Genomic DNA, 16,951 nt, shown 5'->3' on the forward strand with positions numbered 1-16,951 from the left:
GCCGGCGGCACTCGCGATGTAGAATCGAGCGCGGTGTCAGACAATCATCAGAAGACGTTCGCGTACGACCTCGACCAGCTTGTCGGGCTGGAACTTGGAGAGGAAGTTGTCACAGCCGACCTTCTTGACCATCGATTCGTTGAAGCTGCCGGACAACGAGGTATGCAGGACGATGTACAGACCGCGCAGGCGTGCATCGTTACGAATCTCGGTGGTCAGACGATAGCCGTCCATTTCCGGCATTTCCGCATCGGTGAACACCATCAGCAGCTTCTCATGCACGTTCTCGCCTGCATCCGCCCAGGCCTTGAGCATGTTCAGCGCCTTGAGGCCATCGCTGGCGACGTGCAGCTTGAGGCCCAACTGAGACAGCGTGTCGCGCAGCTGCGCCAGCGCGACCTTGGAGTCGTCGACCAGCAACACTTCGCGGCCACGGGCATTTTCCAGCACCGGGTCTTCAAGCTTCTCGCGGGACACCTTGGCGTTGTAAGGCACGATCTCGGCGAGTACTTTTTCAACGTCGATGATTTCTACCAGTTGATCATCGACCTTGCTGATCGCGGTCAGGTAATGCTGACGACCGGCGCTGACCGGCGGCGGCATGATGGCATCCCAGTTCATGTTGACGATGCGGTCGACGCCGCCAACCAGGAACGCCTGAACCGATCGGTTATATTCGGTGACGATGATCGTGCTGCCTGGACCCGGCACCAGCGGACGCATGCCGATGGCCTGGGAGAGGTCGATGACCGGAAGGGTCTGGCCGCGCAGGTTGACCACGCCACACACAAACGAGTGACGTTGCGGCATGAGGGTCAGCTTGGGTAGCTGCAATACTTCCTGGACCTTGAACACGTTGATCGCAAACAACTGCCGACCGGCAAGGCGAAACATGAGGATTTCCAGGCGATTCTCGCCCACCAGTTGTGTGCGCTGATCTACTGTGTCGAGAATGCCTGCCATTATTAGCTCCTGAAGCGATGGTCGCGTTGATTCTGTTGAGCCTGTATCGGCTGAAATCAGCCGGACCTTAATGGCGATGAACGGCCACTCTCAAGCATTGATGTCATTTTAGCATCATGCTTTACTGGTGTCGCTTTCAAGACACGTAAATCCAGCCACAAACCAGCACCGGAAATGCCTCGGTGGCCCTTTGCGGCCAAAGCCGAATCAAAGACCTGCGAAAAGTCAATCAGGGATAACCTGATATGATCGACATCTAATTGCCACTATTGTGACGGCATTCTCACTAAATGAATGGCATCCGATTTGTGTCCGCGTCCCAATCCTTGCAATCGAGCGACGCTGGCAACATTCAGAAACGCCCTACATACTTTTGTTTGAAATCGACATTAACTGTCAGCCATTCGCCGCGGGCGGAAGTTCGCTATCCATGATCAGTGGAGACAAAGGATGCTGAGCCACAACGATTGGCAGCACAAGCACGACGAGTTCCTGAACCTGTCTCAGGCACTTTTGCACAAGTCGGAAGAATGTCTTTCGCATCTGGAGCTGATCCCCAACGATGAGGACGCTACCGGCTGCCTGCTGACAACCCTGCGCAAGCTGGCGCAGGAGGCAGAAGCCGTTCCTGTGCCGTGCATTGCCGATTTTTCCCGCCAGTTGTGTCAACTGTTGAAAACCGGCAGCCAGGCCAGCGAGCTTTCCCAGGAAGCCGTGCTGGCAGTCAAGAACTGCCTGACACTGATGTACTGGCAAGTCGAACTTCTCGATCCGCACACCGGCGAGTTGACGATGGACGACCACGAACAGCTCGAGCTGCTGGAAAAACTGGCCAGCGTCTACGCGCAATCGGCCTCGCCGAAAGATGCGACCCGCCAATAACACTCGATAACGCCCGGCCGTTGAGCATCGCATCGCGATGTCATTGAGGCAGCGTTGTCACGTCAGCATTTTCCGTTCATTGTCTTCACTGCCGCTAACATCGTCTTCAAGCATGACCGGAGACTGCACACGCGCTTGAGCGGCCCCATTTGCACAAGAAATCACAATGACCTGCAATCTGTTACTGGTCGACGACCACTCCCTTATCAGAGCCGGCGTGCGAGCGCTGGTTGCAGACATGCCTGGATACACCATCCTGGGCGAAACGGCTGACGGCGCGCAGCTGGCGGGTCTTGCGCAGCAGCTCAAGCCCGACATCATCCTGTTCGACATCTGCATGAAAAGTGTCGACGGCCTGGATGCACTCGAGCAGCTGTTGAAGGTGCAACCGCACTGCAAGGTGTTGATCCTGTCGATGCAGAACGATCCGGACATGATCATGCGTGCGCTCGACATTGGCGCGCAGGGCTACCTGCTCAAGGACACTACGGCTGCGGAACTCGAACAGGCACTGGGGGCGCTGCGTGGCAACGAGCGCTACCTGAGCCCGGCCATTGCCCACACCGTCATCGAGCGCGCCCTGCGTGGCAAGCGATCTGACAGGGCCCGGTCGGCAAAGGAACGGTATCACCTGACCGCTCGGCAACTTGAAATCCTGCGCCTGATCGTGCGCGGCAAGTCCACACGCGAGATCGCCGATGGCCTGGGACTGAGCGTCAAGACCATCGAGACTCACCGCGCCCAGGTCATGAAGCGCCTGCAGATATTTGACGTGGCCGGGTTGGTGCTGTTCTGCGTTCGCGAACGGATTATCAGTCTGGACGATTGAGCTTCGGTGCGCCGCCCAGTAACGGCGAGTCCGCTGGCAGGTGCACGTGAAGCGCGCCTGGCCGGGCCTCGAAACGCAGGTCCTCGCCCGACAGCGGCTCACCGTCCAGATTGATATCCAGACCCTGGGTGGACTTGAGTTCTACCCACGGCAAACGCGCACGAATGAACATATTGTCGATACCCAGCCCACCCTCCAGAAGGCTCCTCAGCGTGCCGACCACTTCCTGAGGCGCCGGCAGGATACTGATGTCGAGCAGACCATCGTCGGCCAGTGCGGTCGGGCACAGCTCGTGTCCACCGCCCGCCTGCCGACCATTGCCGATACCCAGGGCAAGCAGATCGCCGCGCCAGTGGAAGTCCGGCCCGGTGAGCTCGCCATGCGCCGAATGCAGCTCGCTGAATCGGGTCAGGCCGGTAAACAGATAGGCGGCCCCCCCCAGCACCTTCTTCAGGTCCTCGGACGTGTTCGCCGTGACCTGGCTGCCAAACCCGCCGGTCGCCATGTTGAGGAACAGCTTGCCGCCGACCTCACCTAGATCGACGGCACGCGGGGCCACGTCCATCAGTTGCAGGGCTTTGGAGACCTCCAGCGGCACGCCGGCCGCACGGGCAAAATCGTTGGCAGTCCCCAGCGGCAGAATAGTCAGGCTGGCACTGGTTTCGGCCAGTGCCAGGGCTTCGGCGATATCGCGCAAGGTGCCGTCGCCACCACCTGCGACGATGTGCCGATGGCCGGCCGCCAGGGCTTCGCTGACCAGGCGCTGGGCATCGCCAGCTTCCCAGGTGAGTCGCACGTCCAGTTCCCAGCCCTGCTTGCGCTTGTCTGCCACCGCGTCACGCACGTCTTCATTGAGCGCCTGTTTACCGTGAAGAATGAGCATTGCCCTGCGTTGTGTCATGACACCTCCTCTGCCGAACCCTACGAATTGAAGCCTGCGAGCGATGCTCTTTGTGTAATCGGCGCCCGCCTACATTTCGCACGACGCATGACTGTGACCCCGGGCAGTCGGAAAAAGCCCATCCATTTCGGAAAAATTTTTCACCCCCGCAACAGCTCGTCTACCCCTGCCGGCACTGGGGAAAACCACGCAACGGGCTGTCAGGATCAACGCCTGCATCAAGGCTGAAGCACTTTTGCCCTGTCGCTATTCGTTTCATGAGCTTTACTGACAGCATTACCCTCACTTGAGGGAAATTTCCTTCACAAATGATTGAAAAGGCTTAAATAAAATCCGCTAAGGGACGACATATATAAAGTGATATCTACAAAAGACGATCCGGATTCCTCATACGCACGACGCGTAGCTGGCTACGCTTGGACACTGTCCACGTAGAAACGCCTTTCGGGTGTTGCAGGCAGACAATAGAAAGACATCCAGGATCAGCAGAATTCAGATGCATACAGGGAGTAAGGGATTTCTATGAGGTTGCAGCCCGTTGACAGTCTTTCGCTGACCCGCACCAGCCTGGTCGAATACTTTCTTTTTGGCATCCGCCTGGCTCACGGTATCGCCTGCATTTTGCCGGGCCTCCTGATCATGCTGCTGATCAAGGATGGCAGCCCGGAAACACAGAAGAGCTACATGGCCATGCTGCTGTTTTTCGGCTTTGTCGGGCTGCTGGTGTTTCAGGCCATGGGCGTCTATTCCGAAGCACTGTTCAGCAACGATCTGCGCATGGGCGCAATGGCGCTGGCCTGGACTGCCGCCTTCGGACTGTTGCTGTTCATGCAGCAGGCGATGGGCCTGTTCGGCTACCTTCCCCCCGAAGAACTGCTGATCTGGTACCTGACCAGCCTTGCGCTGTTCGGCATCATTCGCCTGCTGTTGCTGATGCTGTTCAAACATCAGATGCGCAAGGGCGTCTTCCTGCAGCATGCCGTGATCCTCGGCGCGACGGAAAACGGCCAGCGTCTGGCCGAATACCTGCTTGAACATCAGGACATTCGTTCGGGGGTGACCGGCTTTATCGACGACCGTATCGGGCGCATGCCCAAGACCGTCGCCAACCTGCCACTGCTGGGCAATACCAACGACCTGGAACGGCTGATCCGTGAAGAGAAAGTGACTCAGGTGCTGGTCGCCCTGCCTTGGACGGCAGAAAACCGCATGGACTACATCATTCGCGAATTGCGCAGGCTACCGGTCAACGTGTTGCTGGTCCCGGACATGATCGCCTTTCGGCACACTCACAACCGCATCACCGAAGTCGCCCGGCTGCCGATGTTCAATGCCTCGGACCTGCCGCTCAGTGGCTGGTCGCCGTTCATCAAACGCGCTGAAGACATCGTGCTGTCATCGCTGGCATTGCTGGCGCTGTCCCCCTTGATGCTGCTGGTTGCACTGGCGATCAAGCTCGATTCGCCAGGCCCGGTGTTTTTCCGTCAGAAGCGCTATGGGTACAACAATCGCCTGATCGAAGTGTTCAAGTTCCGCTCCATGCATCAGCACCAGGCCGATGCGACGGCCGAGCGGCAAACCACCCGCGGCGACGCCAGAATCACCCGGGTCGGACGCTTCATTCGCAAGACCAGCCTGGATGAACTGCCACAGCTGTTCAACGTGGTAGCGGGCAGCATGTCGATGGTCGGGCCGCGCCCGCATGCCACGGCGACCAAGGCTGCCGGGATTCTGTTCGAGCAGGCAGTGAAGGAATACACCTCGCGGCATCGCGTCAAACCAGGCATTACCGGGCTGGCGCAGATCAACGGCTATCGGGGTGAAACCGACACCGTTGAAAAAATCGAAAAACGCGTCGAGTTCGACCTTGAGTACATAGAAAACTGGTCCGTCTGGTTCGACCTCTACATCCTTATGCGCACTGTGCCTGCAGTGCTATTCACCCGTGAGGCTTACTGATGAGCACGCTCATTCCCTGCATCATTGCCGGAGGCTCCGGCACACGCCTGTGGCCGGTTTCGCGTGAAGCCATGCCCAAGCCGTTCATGCGCCTGCCAGATGGCCAGAGCCTGCTGCAGAAGACCTTTCTGCGTGCAGTCGGCCTGCCCGGCGTCGAGCGTCTGCTGACGGTGACCAACCGGGAAGTGTATTTCCGCACGGTGGACGACTACCGCCAGTTGAACAAGGGCAACGCACGCCTGGATTTCATCCTTGAGCCTTTCGGCCGTAATACGGCAGCTGCGGTTGCCGCTGCGGCACTGCATGTCAGCCAGCTGTATGGCGATGAGGCGCAACTGCTGGTGTTGCCTGCCGATCACCTGATTACCGACGTGGCGGAATTCTCCAGAGCAGTGACGGCTGCACAGAAGCTGGCCGCAGAGGGCTGGCTGGTGACGTTCGGCATCCTGCCGACCGCGCCGGAAACCGGTTTTGGCTACATCGAGAAAGGCCCGGCACTCAATGCCGACGCCTGTCAGGTCGCCCGTTTTGTCGAAAAACCGGACGCGATCACTGCCCAGGGCTATCTGGACAGTGGTCAGCATTTCTGGAATGCCGGCATGTTCTGCATGCGCGCCGACGCCGTGCTTCGCGAGTTGCGCACGCATGCGCCGGACGTCCTGAGCGCCGTCAGCGCGTGCCTGGAATCGAGCCCGCGCAAGGAAGGCAACCGTGAGCTGCAGGTCGAGCTGGACAGTGAGTCGTTTGCCCTGACACCGGACATTTCCATCGACTACGCGCTGATGGAACGCTCCGACAAAGTCGCCGTGGTGCCTTGCCGGCTTGGCTGGAGTGATATCGGCTCATGGCAGGCGGTGCGTGAACTGTCTCCGGTCGATGCGCAAGGCAACTACTGCAATGGCGAGACGGTGCTGCACGACGTCAGCAATTGCTACATCGATTCCCCCAAGCGTCTGGTGGGCGCGATCGGCCTGGACAATCTGATCATCATCGACACCCCCGACGCCTTGCTGATCGCCGACGGCGGCCGCAGCCAGGACGTCAAGATCATCGCTCAGGAGCTCAAGCGTCAGGGCCATGATGCCTATCGCCTGCACCGCACCGTTACACGCCCCTGGGGCACCTACACCGTCCTCGAAGAAGGCAAGCGTTTCAAGATCAAGCGCATCGTGGTTCGCCCGCAGGCGTCCCTGTCGCTGCAGATGCACCATCACCGCAGCGAACACTGGATCGTGGTCAGCGGCATGGCCCGTGTCACCAATGGCGAGCGTGAGTTCATGCTCGATACCAACGAGTCGACCTTCATCAAGCCGGGCCACACGCATCGTCTGGTCAACCCCGGCGTCATCGATCTGGTGATGATCGAAGTGCAGAGCGGCGAGTACCTGGGCGAAGACGACATTGTGCGTTTTACCGACATTTATGGACGTGTACCTGACAAGGCCGTGAAGAGCTGATCGGCGCAGCAACGAGCGCCGCCTGATTCAAGCGGCACGCAATCGACAGCACCCGGAACAGGCATGACCCGCCAACATGAATTTATTACCCGCGAGGGAGCCGTATTTGTGCATGACAGGAGTTCAGGAACAATGAAAAGCATGATGCTGATCGCCAGCTTATTGCTGTTGAGTGCGTGCAATACCCCTTCCAGGGTGGGCCTGCCCGATGACCGTGCGCAAATCGAGGCCGGCCAGGCTGCGGGCCGCGCACTGGCTGGCAAGCCGCTGCCGCCGGAGCGAATCCGCCCCGGCGATACGCTGCGCATCGTGCGCAACAGTGGCGAGGCGCCGTCGATTTCGGCGTTTACCGCCAACTCCATCTATGAACTGACCCTGTTTCAGGTGCTCAACGACGGCACCTTTTCCTACCCTTATATCGGCACCGTCAAGGCTGCGGGCCTGACCCTTCAACAGTTGAACGACCTGCTGGAAAGCAAACTGCAGAGCGTCTACCGCGAGACCGCGCTAACCATCAACATTTCCCAGTCACCGGGTAACACGGTGTTTGTCGGTGGCGCGGTGCGCAACTCGGTCACCCTGCCGGTCAACGTCGCCACCAACCTCGACCAGGCGATTGTCGGCGCGGGCGGCGTGGCGCTCGATGCCGATGCCGGTCAGGTCGCGCTGCTGCGTCAGGAAGAAAACGGGCTCTACAAGACCTACTTCTTCGATTACAGCAAATTCCTCTGGGCGGGCGGCGCCGGTGGCCCTACCGCCCCGGTCCTGTTGAAACGCGGCGATATCGTGTTCGTTCCCAAATCATCGGTCGGCAACAAGGTTGACGGCGTATCCCTGTATTTCAACCAGTTGATCCCCTTCGCGAAGTCGATCGGCCTGGGCCTGAACTACGAGCTGCGCAACAACAATTAATTGTCAGGGAAACAGACATGATCAACATCCGCTCATTCCGCGACTTGCTGCGCCTGCTGTTCATCTTCCTGCGCGAAGTCAGGATTACCGTGCTGGCGACGTTCGTCATCATTCTTCTGGGCGCGTTTCTGCTCCCTAACCGCTATGAGTCCACCGCCCTGTTGCTGGTCAAGCCCGGCCGCGACAGCAGCACTGTGCCAATCGAGTTGTCCGACCGACAGGCCATCGTGATACCGAGCGGCCTGCGCGATCCGCTGCTCGACGAGGAGCGCATGCTCAGCGGGCGGCCGATCATGCGTGCCGTGTCCGAGAAATACCTCGCCGAGCTGTCCATGGTGCCGCCTGAAACCGGCGTTCTGGCCTCGGTGAAGAACGGCATCAAGACCGTCGTCGGAGCGCTCGTCAACGGCGTGCGCAGCGTTCTGCAGTTCATCGGGCTGGTGGAACACCGCTCCCAGGCCGAACGTCTGGCCGAGGATCTGGAGAAAAACTTCAAGGTCAGCCATGAGCCTGGCTCATCGGTGATGGAGCTGAGGTTTACCTGGAGCGACCCGGAAGTCGCGCAGACCGTGCTCAGGACCTGGATCACCGAGTACCAGACGCAGCGCACCAAGACACTGGGCCGGGTCAGCCTGTACGCGTTCTACGAAGCGGAAGTGAAGACGACCGGTGCGAACATCATCGAGTACAAGAAGCAAATTCAGAACTACCTGAACCAGTTGAGCGCGGTAAGTATTTCCCAGCGTCTGGCCGACACCTCGCAGGCGCTCAACGATCTGCGCACCGAGCGCAACAACACCACCCGCTCGATTGCCTCGACCAAGGCAGGTCTGGACCTGCTGAAGAAACAACTGGCAGAGCAGCCAAAGACCGTCTCGGCAGGCCGCGAACTGGCCCTCAACCCCAATCGCCAGGACTTGCAGAATCGCATCAACGGCAAGGAAGTGGAGCGTCAGGAAATGCTTCGCTCATTCAAGGACGAGGCGCCACCGATTCGGGCCATCAACGCGGAAGTCAGTAACCTCAAAAAGCTGCTCAAGGAACAGGACGCCACCGTACAGCGTTCCGAAAGCATCACGCCCAACCCGATCTACAACCGCATGCAGAACGTGTACGCCGACCAGCAGACCAGCTACGCGCGCCTGCAAACCCAGTTCATCCAGCAGAACGAGCAAATCGCGCAACTGGAACGCGACCGCCAGCAGGCACTGAATCTGGAGCCGGAACTGTCACGCCTGCAGAACGAGCTGGATGCGGCAGAAAAAAGCTATGCACTGTACAAAAACAGCCTTGAAAAATCGCGTATCGACCGTGAACTGGACAACAGCCAGATCAGTAATATCGCGACCATCGAGGAGGCGACCTTCAACCCCAGCCGGGTATTCCCGAAAAGCCTGATGATGCTGTTTCTGGCGTTCCCGCTGAGCGTCGTGGTCGGTGCCGTGGCACTGTACTTCTTCTACCTGCTGGACCAGCGCATTCATGACGGCGACAAGATCGAAAGCAGCTTCGGTGTTCCGGTCTGGACCAGCCTCCCCGACCTGGAACGTGCCCAGGAACGCAGTGCTGCCCTCACCTCGAACCTGCATCGGGTGTACGGCATTCTGCCGCTGGACCAGGTAGAAGAGCGCGGGCTGACCATCGGTTTTACTTCGGTCAAGTACGGGGCCGGCGTGTCGTTCGTGATCGCGCGCTTGAGCGCGCTGCTGATCGAACAGGGCCATCGGGTACGCACCGAAGGCCGCAGTCCGGCCATTCCAGGCGAAATTGTGCTGATCAACGCTTCGGCGCTGTCGGCGAATCAGGATGCCTTCGTGCTGTTGCGCAAGGCTGACCTGATCGTGCTGGTGGTTCGCGCCCAGGACACCACGGTGCCGATGCTGGAAGACACGCTGAACAACCTCAACACCGCGTTCAAGAAAGTCGACGGCATCATCATCAACCGTCGTCGCTTCGAAGTGCCTGAAAAGGTCCTGAGTTTTCTCAAGCGGATCGGGAGCCGAGGCTGATGCGAATAGCGTTGCTTGCGCCGCTGCCACCCGAACAGAACGGCATCGCCGATTACGCCGGACATCTGCGGCATGCGCTTGAAGGCCTGGGTCTGCAGATCAGTACACCGCTGCAAGGCGTCGGCAACGATCCACGCGCTGCAGAACAGCGCGTGGCTGAAACGGACTGGAGCGGCATCGATCTGGTCCACGCCGAACTGGGCGGCGGGCGACTGGCGGAGTTTCAAGCGCTGCGCGCGCTGCGTCGGCGCTTCCCGAGGCTGCCATTGACCGCGACCGTGCACGATCCCGAGCGGCTGGTCTGGCGGCGCGAGAAACTGCCCTGGCCGTTGTCGGTGGTCAGCGGCATGCGCTCGCCGCTGCCGGAGATCGCCACGGTACTGGCCGATCCGCTGTGCCTGCATGAAGAACGGCAACTGGCGCGGCACATGACCCGTCTGGTGACCCTGACCCAGGCGGGCAGCCAGAGCCTGCGCCAGCGCATGGGTCTGACAGCGGCGCAGATGGCCGTCATCAATCACGGCAACCTCGACATCGCCCCCGCGCCGTTGCCGCCATTGAACCCTCTGCGCCTGCTGTATTTCGGCTTCATTTATCGCGGCAAGGGTATCGAAGACCTGCTCGATGCGCTGTCCAGCGTATTCATTGCTCAGCCTGCACTGCGCTCGAGCGTGCGCCTGACCCTGGCCGGCGGCAGCGAGCCGGAAATGGCCTTCGGCCCATCCGGCAGTTATCTGGAACAACTGCGACTGCGCATCCGCCAACTGGGCCTTGTCGACCTGATCGACTGGCAACTGGACCTGCCTGCCGAGCAGATCCCGCAGGTGATCCAGGCCCACCACGTCATGGTTCTGCCCTATCGCGAATCGAGCAAACTGAAGATTCTCGGCAAGCTGCGCGGCACCAGTGGCGCGCTGTCGTGGGCGGTGGCCTGTGGCAGAGGCGTAATCACTTCGGATGCACGCTCGTTTGCCGAAGAGGTCTCGCATGGCAACGGCACGATCTACCCGCAAGGCGATGTCGAGGGGCTGGCACGAGCCCTGGCGCGTGCCTGCGCAACACCGGATCTGGTCAGGCTATGGGCCGACAACGCCGCGCAGATGGGCAAGGCCAGGGTCTGGAGCCATACCGCAGAACATTTTCAGGATGTATTTCGCCAGGCCTGCCAGGAGAAGTGACATGCAGCGTCCATCCAGATTCGGGCAACTCGTCACCCGCATACTGCTCGGCGCAACGCTGAGCTGTGCCGCGCAGGCGTCAACGGTCCTCAAGGCTCCGCGTGAAGTGGTCTGGGCGGACTTTCTGGGCGTCAACGTACAGTTTCAGTATTTTGCTCCGGACATCTATCAGCAGCAGATGAGCCGTCTGGACGAACTGGGCCTGAACTGGGTAAGACTGACCATTCACTGGCCAGTGATCGAGCCGCAAAAGGATCGCTACGCCCTGACCGAACTGGACGCCGCCATGACTGCGATCAAGGCGCACAATTACAACACTGTCGCGTACCTGGTCGGGTCGGCGCCTTTCGCCAGCAGCGCGCCGGCCGACGCAAAGGGCCGCGATCAATATCCGCCGACGGATTTCAACGTGTTTGCCGCACGCATGACGGCCCTGGCCCAGCGCTATCCGCAAGTGAACAACTGGCAGATCTGGAACGAGCCGAACATCGTCTGGCTGCCCAAAGAGGATCCGGCTGCCTATGGCCGCTTGTTGACCACCACTGCCAACGCGATTCGCGCCGCCCTGCCGGACAAGACGATCGTTACCGCTGGCATGGCTTATTACAGTCAGATGCACAGCACCTCCGGCTACATGCTGCAGACCCTGCTCGATAACGGCCTGGGCCAGCAGAATATCGTCGCGGCCTATCACCCCTATTCCGAGTACCCGGAAGGCGATTCCACACCGGATCGCGATTTTCTGGTGCGCGCCAATGCCATGAACCAGTTGTTGCACAGCAATGGCGTCAAGCAGGTGTGGGCCACTGAATGGGGCTGGTCGAGCTATGCAGGCCCGGTGGAGATGCAGCACCTGATTGGCACCTCCGGCCAGGCTGATTACACCCTGCGACGTCTGGCGCTGATGAGCGCCATGGATTTCCAGCGCATCTTCCTGTTCAACCTCAGCGATCTGGACGAGCGCGCCTCGGCCCGCGATCAGGGCTACGGACTGCTTGACCTGCAAGCCAGTCCAAAACCGGTCTATACCGCGCTGCAGAACTTTCTGAAAATCACCGGCCCGCGCCTGCAACCTGCCGAACCGCCAGCCGTGAGCAGCGTACCGGACGACCTGTATGCCGTTCCGTGGACGCGTGCAGACGGCACGCATTTGCTGATGTTCTGGAGTGCGGCGGGCACGTCATTGAATTTCCCGGCTATCACCGACGCGGTGGTTCACGACCCCTTGACCGGTAGCCGTACCCCGCTGTCCGGCAGCCAGGGCGTCACCCTGCTGCTGAAGCCGACTCTGCAAATTCTGGAATGGAAGCCCTGAGCCATGCGAATCCTGTGGACACTCCCCTACCTGCCCTGGCCCACCACCAGTGGTGGCAAGACCCGGGAATACCATTTGTTGCGCAACCTGGCTGGGCGCGGTCATCGCATCACGCTGCTGGTGCAGTCCAAGAACCCGCTGGACGACGACGCGCGCGCGGCACTGGAGCCTTGGCTGGAACGCCTGATCGTGATCGAACGCCGCCCGCTGCTCAGCCTGCGTACGCTGCTGGCTGTGGCCTTTGCAGCGCCACCGATGCTGGCCAGCGTGAACGGCTACGCGCCACAACTGGAAAAAGCCTTCGAGCAGTTGCTGAAGGAGGACTGGGACATTATCCAGTTGCAGCACACTTATGCCTTTCAGCCCTTCGAGCGCGCGCTCAAGCGCTCTGGCAAGCCCTTCGTGCTGACCGAGCACAATGTCGAATCGGACCTGGGTGCCGCCAGCTACGACCGTCTGCCGCGCTGGGCCAATGCCTTCGCGGTCTATGACCGCTGGCGCTACCGGCGCTGGGAAACCCGCGTGTTTCGCCAGACCGGCGAGTTGATCGCGGTCACCGAGGACGATGCCAAGGTACTTTCGCGCCTGAGCGGCAGGGCCACGTCCTATGTTGTCAACAGTGTCGACTGCGATTACTACGCCAGCGTCCATGCGGACCGTCACAGCCATCGCCTGCTGTTCATCGGCAACTATGAATACGGCCCCAATGTCGACGCCATCGAATGGGCGCTGGACGAGATCATGCCGCAGGTCTGGGCTCAGGCACCCCATGTACGGTTTGCCATCGGCGGCTTCGGTATGCCTCAGGCCTGGCGCGAGCGCTGGCCTGACCCACGCATTGAATGGCTGGGTTTCGTACCTGACCTGCGTGCCTTGCAAGCCACTGCCTCGATGTTCTTCGCGCCTCTGCGCCAGGGTGGCGGCTCCAAGCTCAAGACGCTGGAAGCCATGGCTGCCGGCCTGCCGGTGGTGACCACCGCGCAGGGTGTTTCCGGGCTGACGGTGCGGCATGGCGAACATTACCTGGGCAGCGAGGATGCCTCCGGGCTGGCGACGCTGATCGCTGAATACACTGACAAACCGCTGCAGCTCGAGCAGATTGGCGAAGCCGGCCGCGTTTATGTTCGCGCGCGGCACGACTGGTCTGTTTCGGCCGCTCAGCTGGAAGTGATCTACACCCGCTTTTCGTTCTCCAAGCAAGGATTGCGCTCATGCGTATAGGACTCGACTACCGCGCGGCAGCCGGTTATCCCATCAGCGGCATCGGTCGCCAGAATCTGGCACTGGAACAGGCCTTTCGTGAACACCCGGATGTGCAATTGCAGCTGTTCGGCGTGGCCCCCTACGATCATCCGGTACGCCGCCTGATGCACGCCCCACGTTGGGCCGCACCTCTGAATTCGGTGCATCGGCTGCCGGATCGCCTGCGCTTCGAAGGCCAGTTCCTGCCTGCAGCCCTGCGCGACGCCGGTATCCAGGTCTACGTGGCCAATATCAACATGGGCCTGCCGCTGGGGCGCAAACCGGCGGATATGCGCTACGTATTGCAACTGCACGATCTGTTTCAGCTCACGCAGCACAACAGTCACGGTTCGCGACTCAAAGCCAGGATCTACCGGATGACCGACTACCTGTCGATTGCCTGGTCGCTGAAGGTTGCCGACCAGATCTGGGTGCCTTCGCAATTCACGGCAAACGAAGCTGCTCGTATGTTCCCCAGGTTCAAGGCCAAACTGCGCGTCATACCGCTGCTGGTGGAGGCGTTCAAGGGTGAGCCGGCCGACATCGCGCAACTGCACCTGCCGCTGCGTTACTGGCTGTGCGTGGGCACGCGGGAACCGCGCAAGAACATCAAATGGTTCGTGGATGCCTGGCAGACCGCGCGCATGCAATTCGTCGATACCCCGGAACTGGTACTGGTCGGTGGCGACGATCCGCTGACCGAGGCCCAGCGCCAGTTACCGGGTCTGCATGTGCTCAGCGGCCTGAGCGACGCCGAACTGCACGCCGTCTACAAAAATGCCGAACGGCTCTGGCAACCCTCCACAAGCGAAGGCTTCGGGCTGCCGGTGATTGAAGCGCTGAACAGCGGCACACCGGTTGCGGTGGCCACGGGCTCGTCGCTGGATGAAGTCGCCCCGCCCGACAGCCCGCGCTTTTCACCGCTCGATAGCGGCAATCTGATCAGGTTGATGGGCACCCTGTCGCAGGCCCCCGAAGAAGATCCGGCAATTGCCACAGAATGGACGCAGCGCTATCAGTTGAAAGCCTTTTGCGAGCGCGTGCACGCGGCGCTGGAGGAATTGCGCTGATGCCACTGGCCTTGCCTCTGGGGCTGTTGTTCAGCCTGCTATTCGGCGTGATGATCTGGATGCTGCCCGCGCCTTTGGTGGTGGCGGCAGCGATCGGTATCGTGGCGGTTGCCACGATCATGCGTCGGCCGGTACGCGGGCTGCTGCTGTTCTGCCTGATCGGAACCTTCCTGCCCTACTCGACGGTTCAAATCGGCATTCGTACCACGGTGTCCGAAGCGCTGATCATGCTGACCTGGGCCAGCTACCTGCTGCATGGAGTCTTCCAGGAACGCCAGCGTTTGCCCAGCATGCTGCGCCCCGAACGGCTGCTGGTGGCATTGATGCTGTTCAGTGCGTTCCCGTTTCTGGTCGGCCAGTTAACCGTCGTCGCCGAGGGCAACGGCCCGATCAACTGGATACGCTGGCTGTTCAACCTGTCGATCCTGTTTCTGGTGCCGCGCCTGCTGACCGACCTCAAGACGCTGGAAGACGCGGTCAGTGCGCTGCTCGGCGGGACGCTGCTGCTGCTGGTGCTGTCGATTGCGGTCTACGTCACCAAAGGCTCGGCTACGGCAATCATCCCAATCCTCGGCAGCCTGGGCTACAGCGGTGCCGACGTATTGAGCCAGAGCCTGCTTTCGCTCGCCAGTCGCATGGGCTCACCGTGGATGCACCCCAACGTGGCGGGGGGGGCGCTGGCGATGCTGCTGCCGCTGGCCTTCTGCTTCGGCATGACGCGCAGCGGCGCGGCTCGCAAGCTGGGCCTGACGGTGGCCGCACTGGGCGCGGTCGGCCTGTTGCTGACCGGCTCACGCGGTGCACTGTTGAGCCTGATCGCGATGATGCTGCTGATGGCACGGCGACGCATTCCGCACTTGGGGCGGTTGCTGATGGGCGGATTGGTGGCCGGGATTCTTGTGCTGATGTTCTACCCGCCTCTGCAAGACCGCCTGATGGGGCTGTTCAGCGATGACGACGCCAGCACCGCGATTCGCTTTCTGGAATACAGCCATTTCCCCGATGCAGTTGCCACGTTCCCGTTCGGCATCGGTTTCAAGACCGACCCACCGGTACTGGGCTATACAGAGTTCGGCATTTCCAACCTGTGGCTGAACTACATTTACAAGATTGGCATACCCGGCATGCTGCTGTTCATCGCCATCACCGTCAGTTGGTGGAAGGAAGTGCGCCCCGGAAGCGGGCGGGTCGTGCTGACTCGCGAAAACGCCATTGCGCTGGGCTGTACGACCGGTGTGCTGGCTGCGCTGTTCAGCGGTCTGTTCGACCATTACTTCAGTTTCACCAGTGTGCTGGTCGCATTGTTCTGGCTATTGGTCGGCATCAGCCTGCACGAAACCAGACGCCTGCGCGCCAGGACCGACACCCCATCCAGACACCTTGACGCCTCACCCGAGCCGGGAGCCTCCTCATGAAACACCGCATGATGCATTCTCATAATCTCAGAGAGGCACTGCCCGATTACGCGCGCAAGATGGCGGTGCCGCTCGACGAGCTGGAAGCCGCCTACCAGTGGATGCTGGACAACGAAGTGTGCTTTGAAACACGTATCAAGGATCGCACCCTGTCGTTCATCTGCTACCTCAATATCGAGCCCAGAATCGAACACCCGCTGGCGCGACGCTTCTACAAGCTGCTGGCCATCGAAACCAAAGGCGCGCTTATCCCGCTGTACGGGATCAACTGGCCGACCCTGCGCGACCGCATGTTGCGGACCTGGGAGCAGGCTTACAACATCCTGATCTGCAAGGTCCCCAGCCACACCCTGCGCCTGCTGTGGTTGCGCATCGGCGGCGCGAAGATCGGCAAGGGCTCGACGGTCTGGCGCAACACCGAGGTGCTCGGCGTCGACAGCCTGCGCATCGGAAATGACAGCACGGTGGGCTGGCATTGCCAGCTTGACGCGCGCGGCGGGCTGGTGATCGGCGATCACGTCACCATCGCTTCGCATGTGCTGATCATCGCTGGCGGCCACGATCTCAACGAACCCGAATTCTGGGCAGTAGGCGGGCCGGTGTTCATCGGCGACTATGCATGGATCTGCAGCCGCGCGCTGCTTTCGTTCGGGGCAGACATCGGCGAAGGTGCAGTGGTGGGCGGTAACAGCGTGGTCTCCAAACCGGTTCCGCCCTATGCCATCGTCAGTGGCCCGAATGCGGAAATCAAGGGCGAGCGTGCTCGCGGCCTCAACTACAAGGTGGGCGGCAAAGGCCTGTTCACCTTGTTTCACTGAT

Annotated in this window: 14 protein-coding genes; 12 read left to right on the forward strand and 2 right to left on the reverse strand. The window is 60.6% G+C overall.

Annotation, left to right across the window (positions count from 1 at the left end; translation table 11 throughout):
• Nucleotides 1–36: 36 nt before the first annotated feature.
• Nucleotides 37–963: a chemotaxis protein CheV gene (locus KBY02_RS19805; protein WP_003315817.1), complete on the reverse strand. Its 927-nt coding sequence runs from the start codon at nucleotides 961–963 to the stop codon at nucleotides 37–39.
• Between the two features lie 450 nt (nucleotides 964–1,413).
• On the opposite strand from KBY02_RS19805, the gene KBY02_RS19810 reads away from it, so the two are divergent.
• Nucleotides 1,414–1,845, forward strand: a complete 432-nt coding sequence (locus KBY02_RS19810) for a hypothetical protein (RefSeq protein ID WP_096135324.1) — start codon at nucleotides 1,414–1,416, stop codon at nucleotides 1,843–1,845.
• A 166-nt stretch (nucleotides 1,846–2,011) separates the two neighbouring features.
• The gene (locus KBY02_RS19815) at nucleotides 2,012–2,674 is read left to right on the forward strand and encodes a response regulator (protein ID WP_003403720.1); all 663 of its coding nucleotides are present in this window, start codon (nucleotides 2,012–2,014) and stop codon (nucleotides 2,672–2,674) included.
• Here the strand turns inward: KBY02_RS19815 and yegS are convergent.
• Nucleotides 2,658–3,575: a lipid kinase YegS gene (gene yegS / locus KBY02_RS19820; protein WP_011268343.1), complete on the reverse strand. Its 918-nt coding sequence runs from the start codon at nucleotides 3,573–3,575 to the stop codon at nucleotides 2,658–2,660. The genes KBY02_RS19815 and yegS overlap by 17 nt on opposite strands.
• A gap of 522 nt (nucleotides 3,576–4,097) precedes the next feature.
• Between yegS and KBY02_RS19825 the strand changes: the two genes are divergently transcribed.
• From KBY02_RS19825 to KBY02_RS19870, 10 genes are all read left to right on the forward strand, one after another.
• Complete coding sequence (locus KBY02_RS19825; RefSeq protein ID WP_024641794.1) at nucleotides 4,098–5,534, forward strand: undecaprenyl-phosphate glucose phosphotransferase; 1,437 nt, start codon at nucleotides 4,098–4,100, stop codon at nucleotides 5,532–5,534.
• Complete coding sequence (locus tag KBY02_RS19830; RefSeq protein WP_225650703.1) at nucleotides 5,534–6,991, forward strand: mannose-1-phosphate guanylyltransferase/mannose-6-phosphate isomerase; 1,458 nt, start codon at nucleotides 5,534–5,536, stop codon at nucleotides 6,989–6,991. The genes KBY02_RS19825 and KBY02_RS19830 overlap by 1 nt, the downstream gene beginning before the upstream one ends.
• Nucleotides 6,992–7,123: 132 nt before the next feature.
• Nucleotides 7,124–7,903 (forward strand): polysaccharide biosynthesis/export family protein, encoded by a 780-nt coding sequence (locus KBY02_RS19835; protein WP_003403729.1) that lies wholly within the window; start codon nucleotides 7,124–7,126, stop codon nucleotides 7,901–7,903.
• A gap of 17 nt (nucleotides 7,904–7,920) precedes the next feature.
• A complete protein-coding gene (locus tag KBY02_RS19840) occupies nucleotides 7,921–9,912 on the forward strand; it encodes a GumC family protein (protein WP_003403730.1) in 1,992 nt (663 codons plus the stop codon).
• A complete protein-coding gene (locus tag KBY02_RS19845) occupies nucleotides 9,912–11,090 on the forward strand; it encodes a glycosyltransferase (protein ID WP_011268346.1) in 1,179 nt (392 codons plus the stop codon). Before KBY02_RS19840 ends, KBY02_RS19845 begins: the two co-directional genes overlap by 1 nt.
• A 1-nt stretch (nucleotide 11,091) precedes the next feature.
• The gene (locus KBY02_RS19850; RefSeq protein WP_011268347.1) at nucleotides 11,092–12,405 is read left to right on the forward strand and encodes a cellulase family glycosylhydrolase; all 1,314 of its coding nucleotides are present in this window, start codon (nucleotides 11,092–11,094) and stop codon (nucleotides 12,403–12,405) included.
• Nucleotides 12,406–12,408: 3 nt separating this feature from the next.
• Nucleotides 12,409–13,626, forward strand: coding sequence for a glycosyltransferase family 4 protein (locus KBY02_RS19855; RefSeq protein ID WP_225650704.1), 1,218 nt, complete (start codon nucleotides 12,409–12,411; stop codon nucleotides 13,624–13,626).
• Nucleotides 13,617–14,717, forward strand: coding sequence for a glycosyltransferase family 4 protein (locus tag KBY02_RS19860; protein WP_225650705.1), 1,101 nt, complete (start codon nucleotides 13,617–13,619; stop codon nucleotides 14,715–14,717). Before KBY02_RS19855 ends, KBY02_RS19860 begins: the two co-directional genes overlap by 10 nt.
• The gene (locus KBY02_RS19865; protein ID WP_060406686.1) at nucleotides 14,717–16,132 is read left to right on the forward strand and encodes an O-antigen ligase family protein; all 1,416 of its coding nucleotides are present in this window, start codon (nucleotides 14,717–14,719) and stop codon (nucleotides 16,130–16,132) included. Before KBY02_RS19860 ends, KBY02_RS19865 begins: the two co-directional genes overlap by 1 nt.
• The gene (locus tag KBY02_RS19870) at nucleotides 16,129–16,950 is read left to right on the forward strand and encodes an acyltransferase (RefSeq protein WP_096135327.1); all 822 of its coding nucleotides are present in this window, start codon (nucleotides 16,129–16,131) and stop codon (nucleotides 16,948–16,950) included. Before KBY02_RS19865 ends, KBY02_RS19870 begins: the two co-directional genes overlap by 4 nt.
• Nucleotide 16,951: the final 1 nt, after the last annotated feature.

The organism is Pseudomonas sp. P129 (genome assembly GCF_020312195.1).
GTDB classification, from domain to species: domain Bacteria; phylum Pseudomonadota; class Gammaproteobacteria; order Pseudomonadales; family Pseudomonadaceae; genus Aquipseudomonas; species Aquipseudomonas fragariae.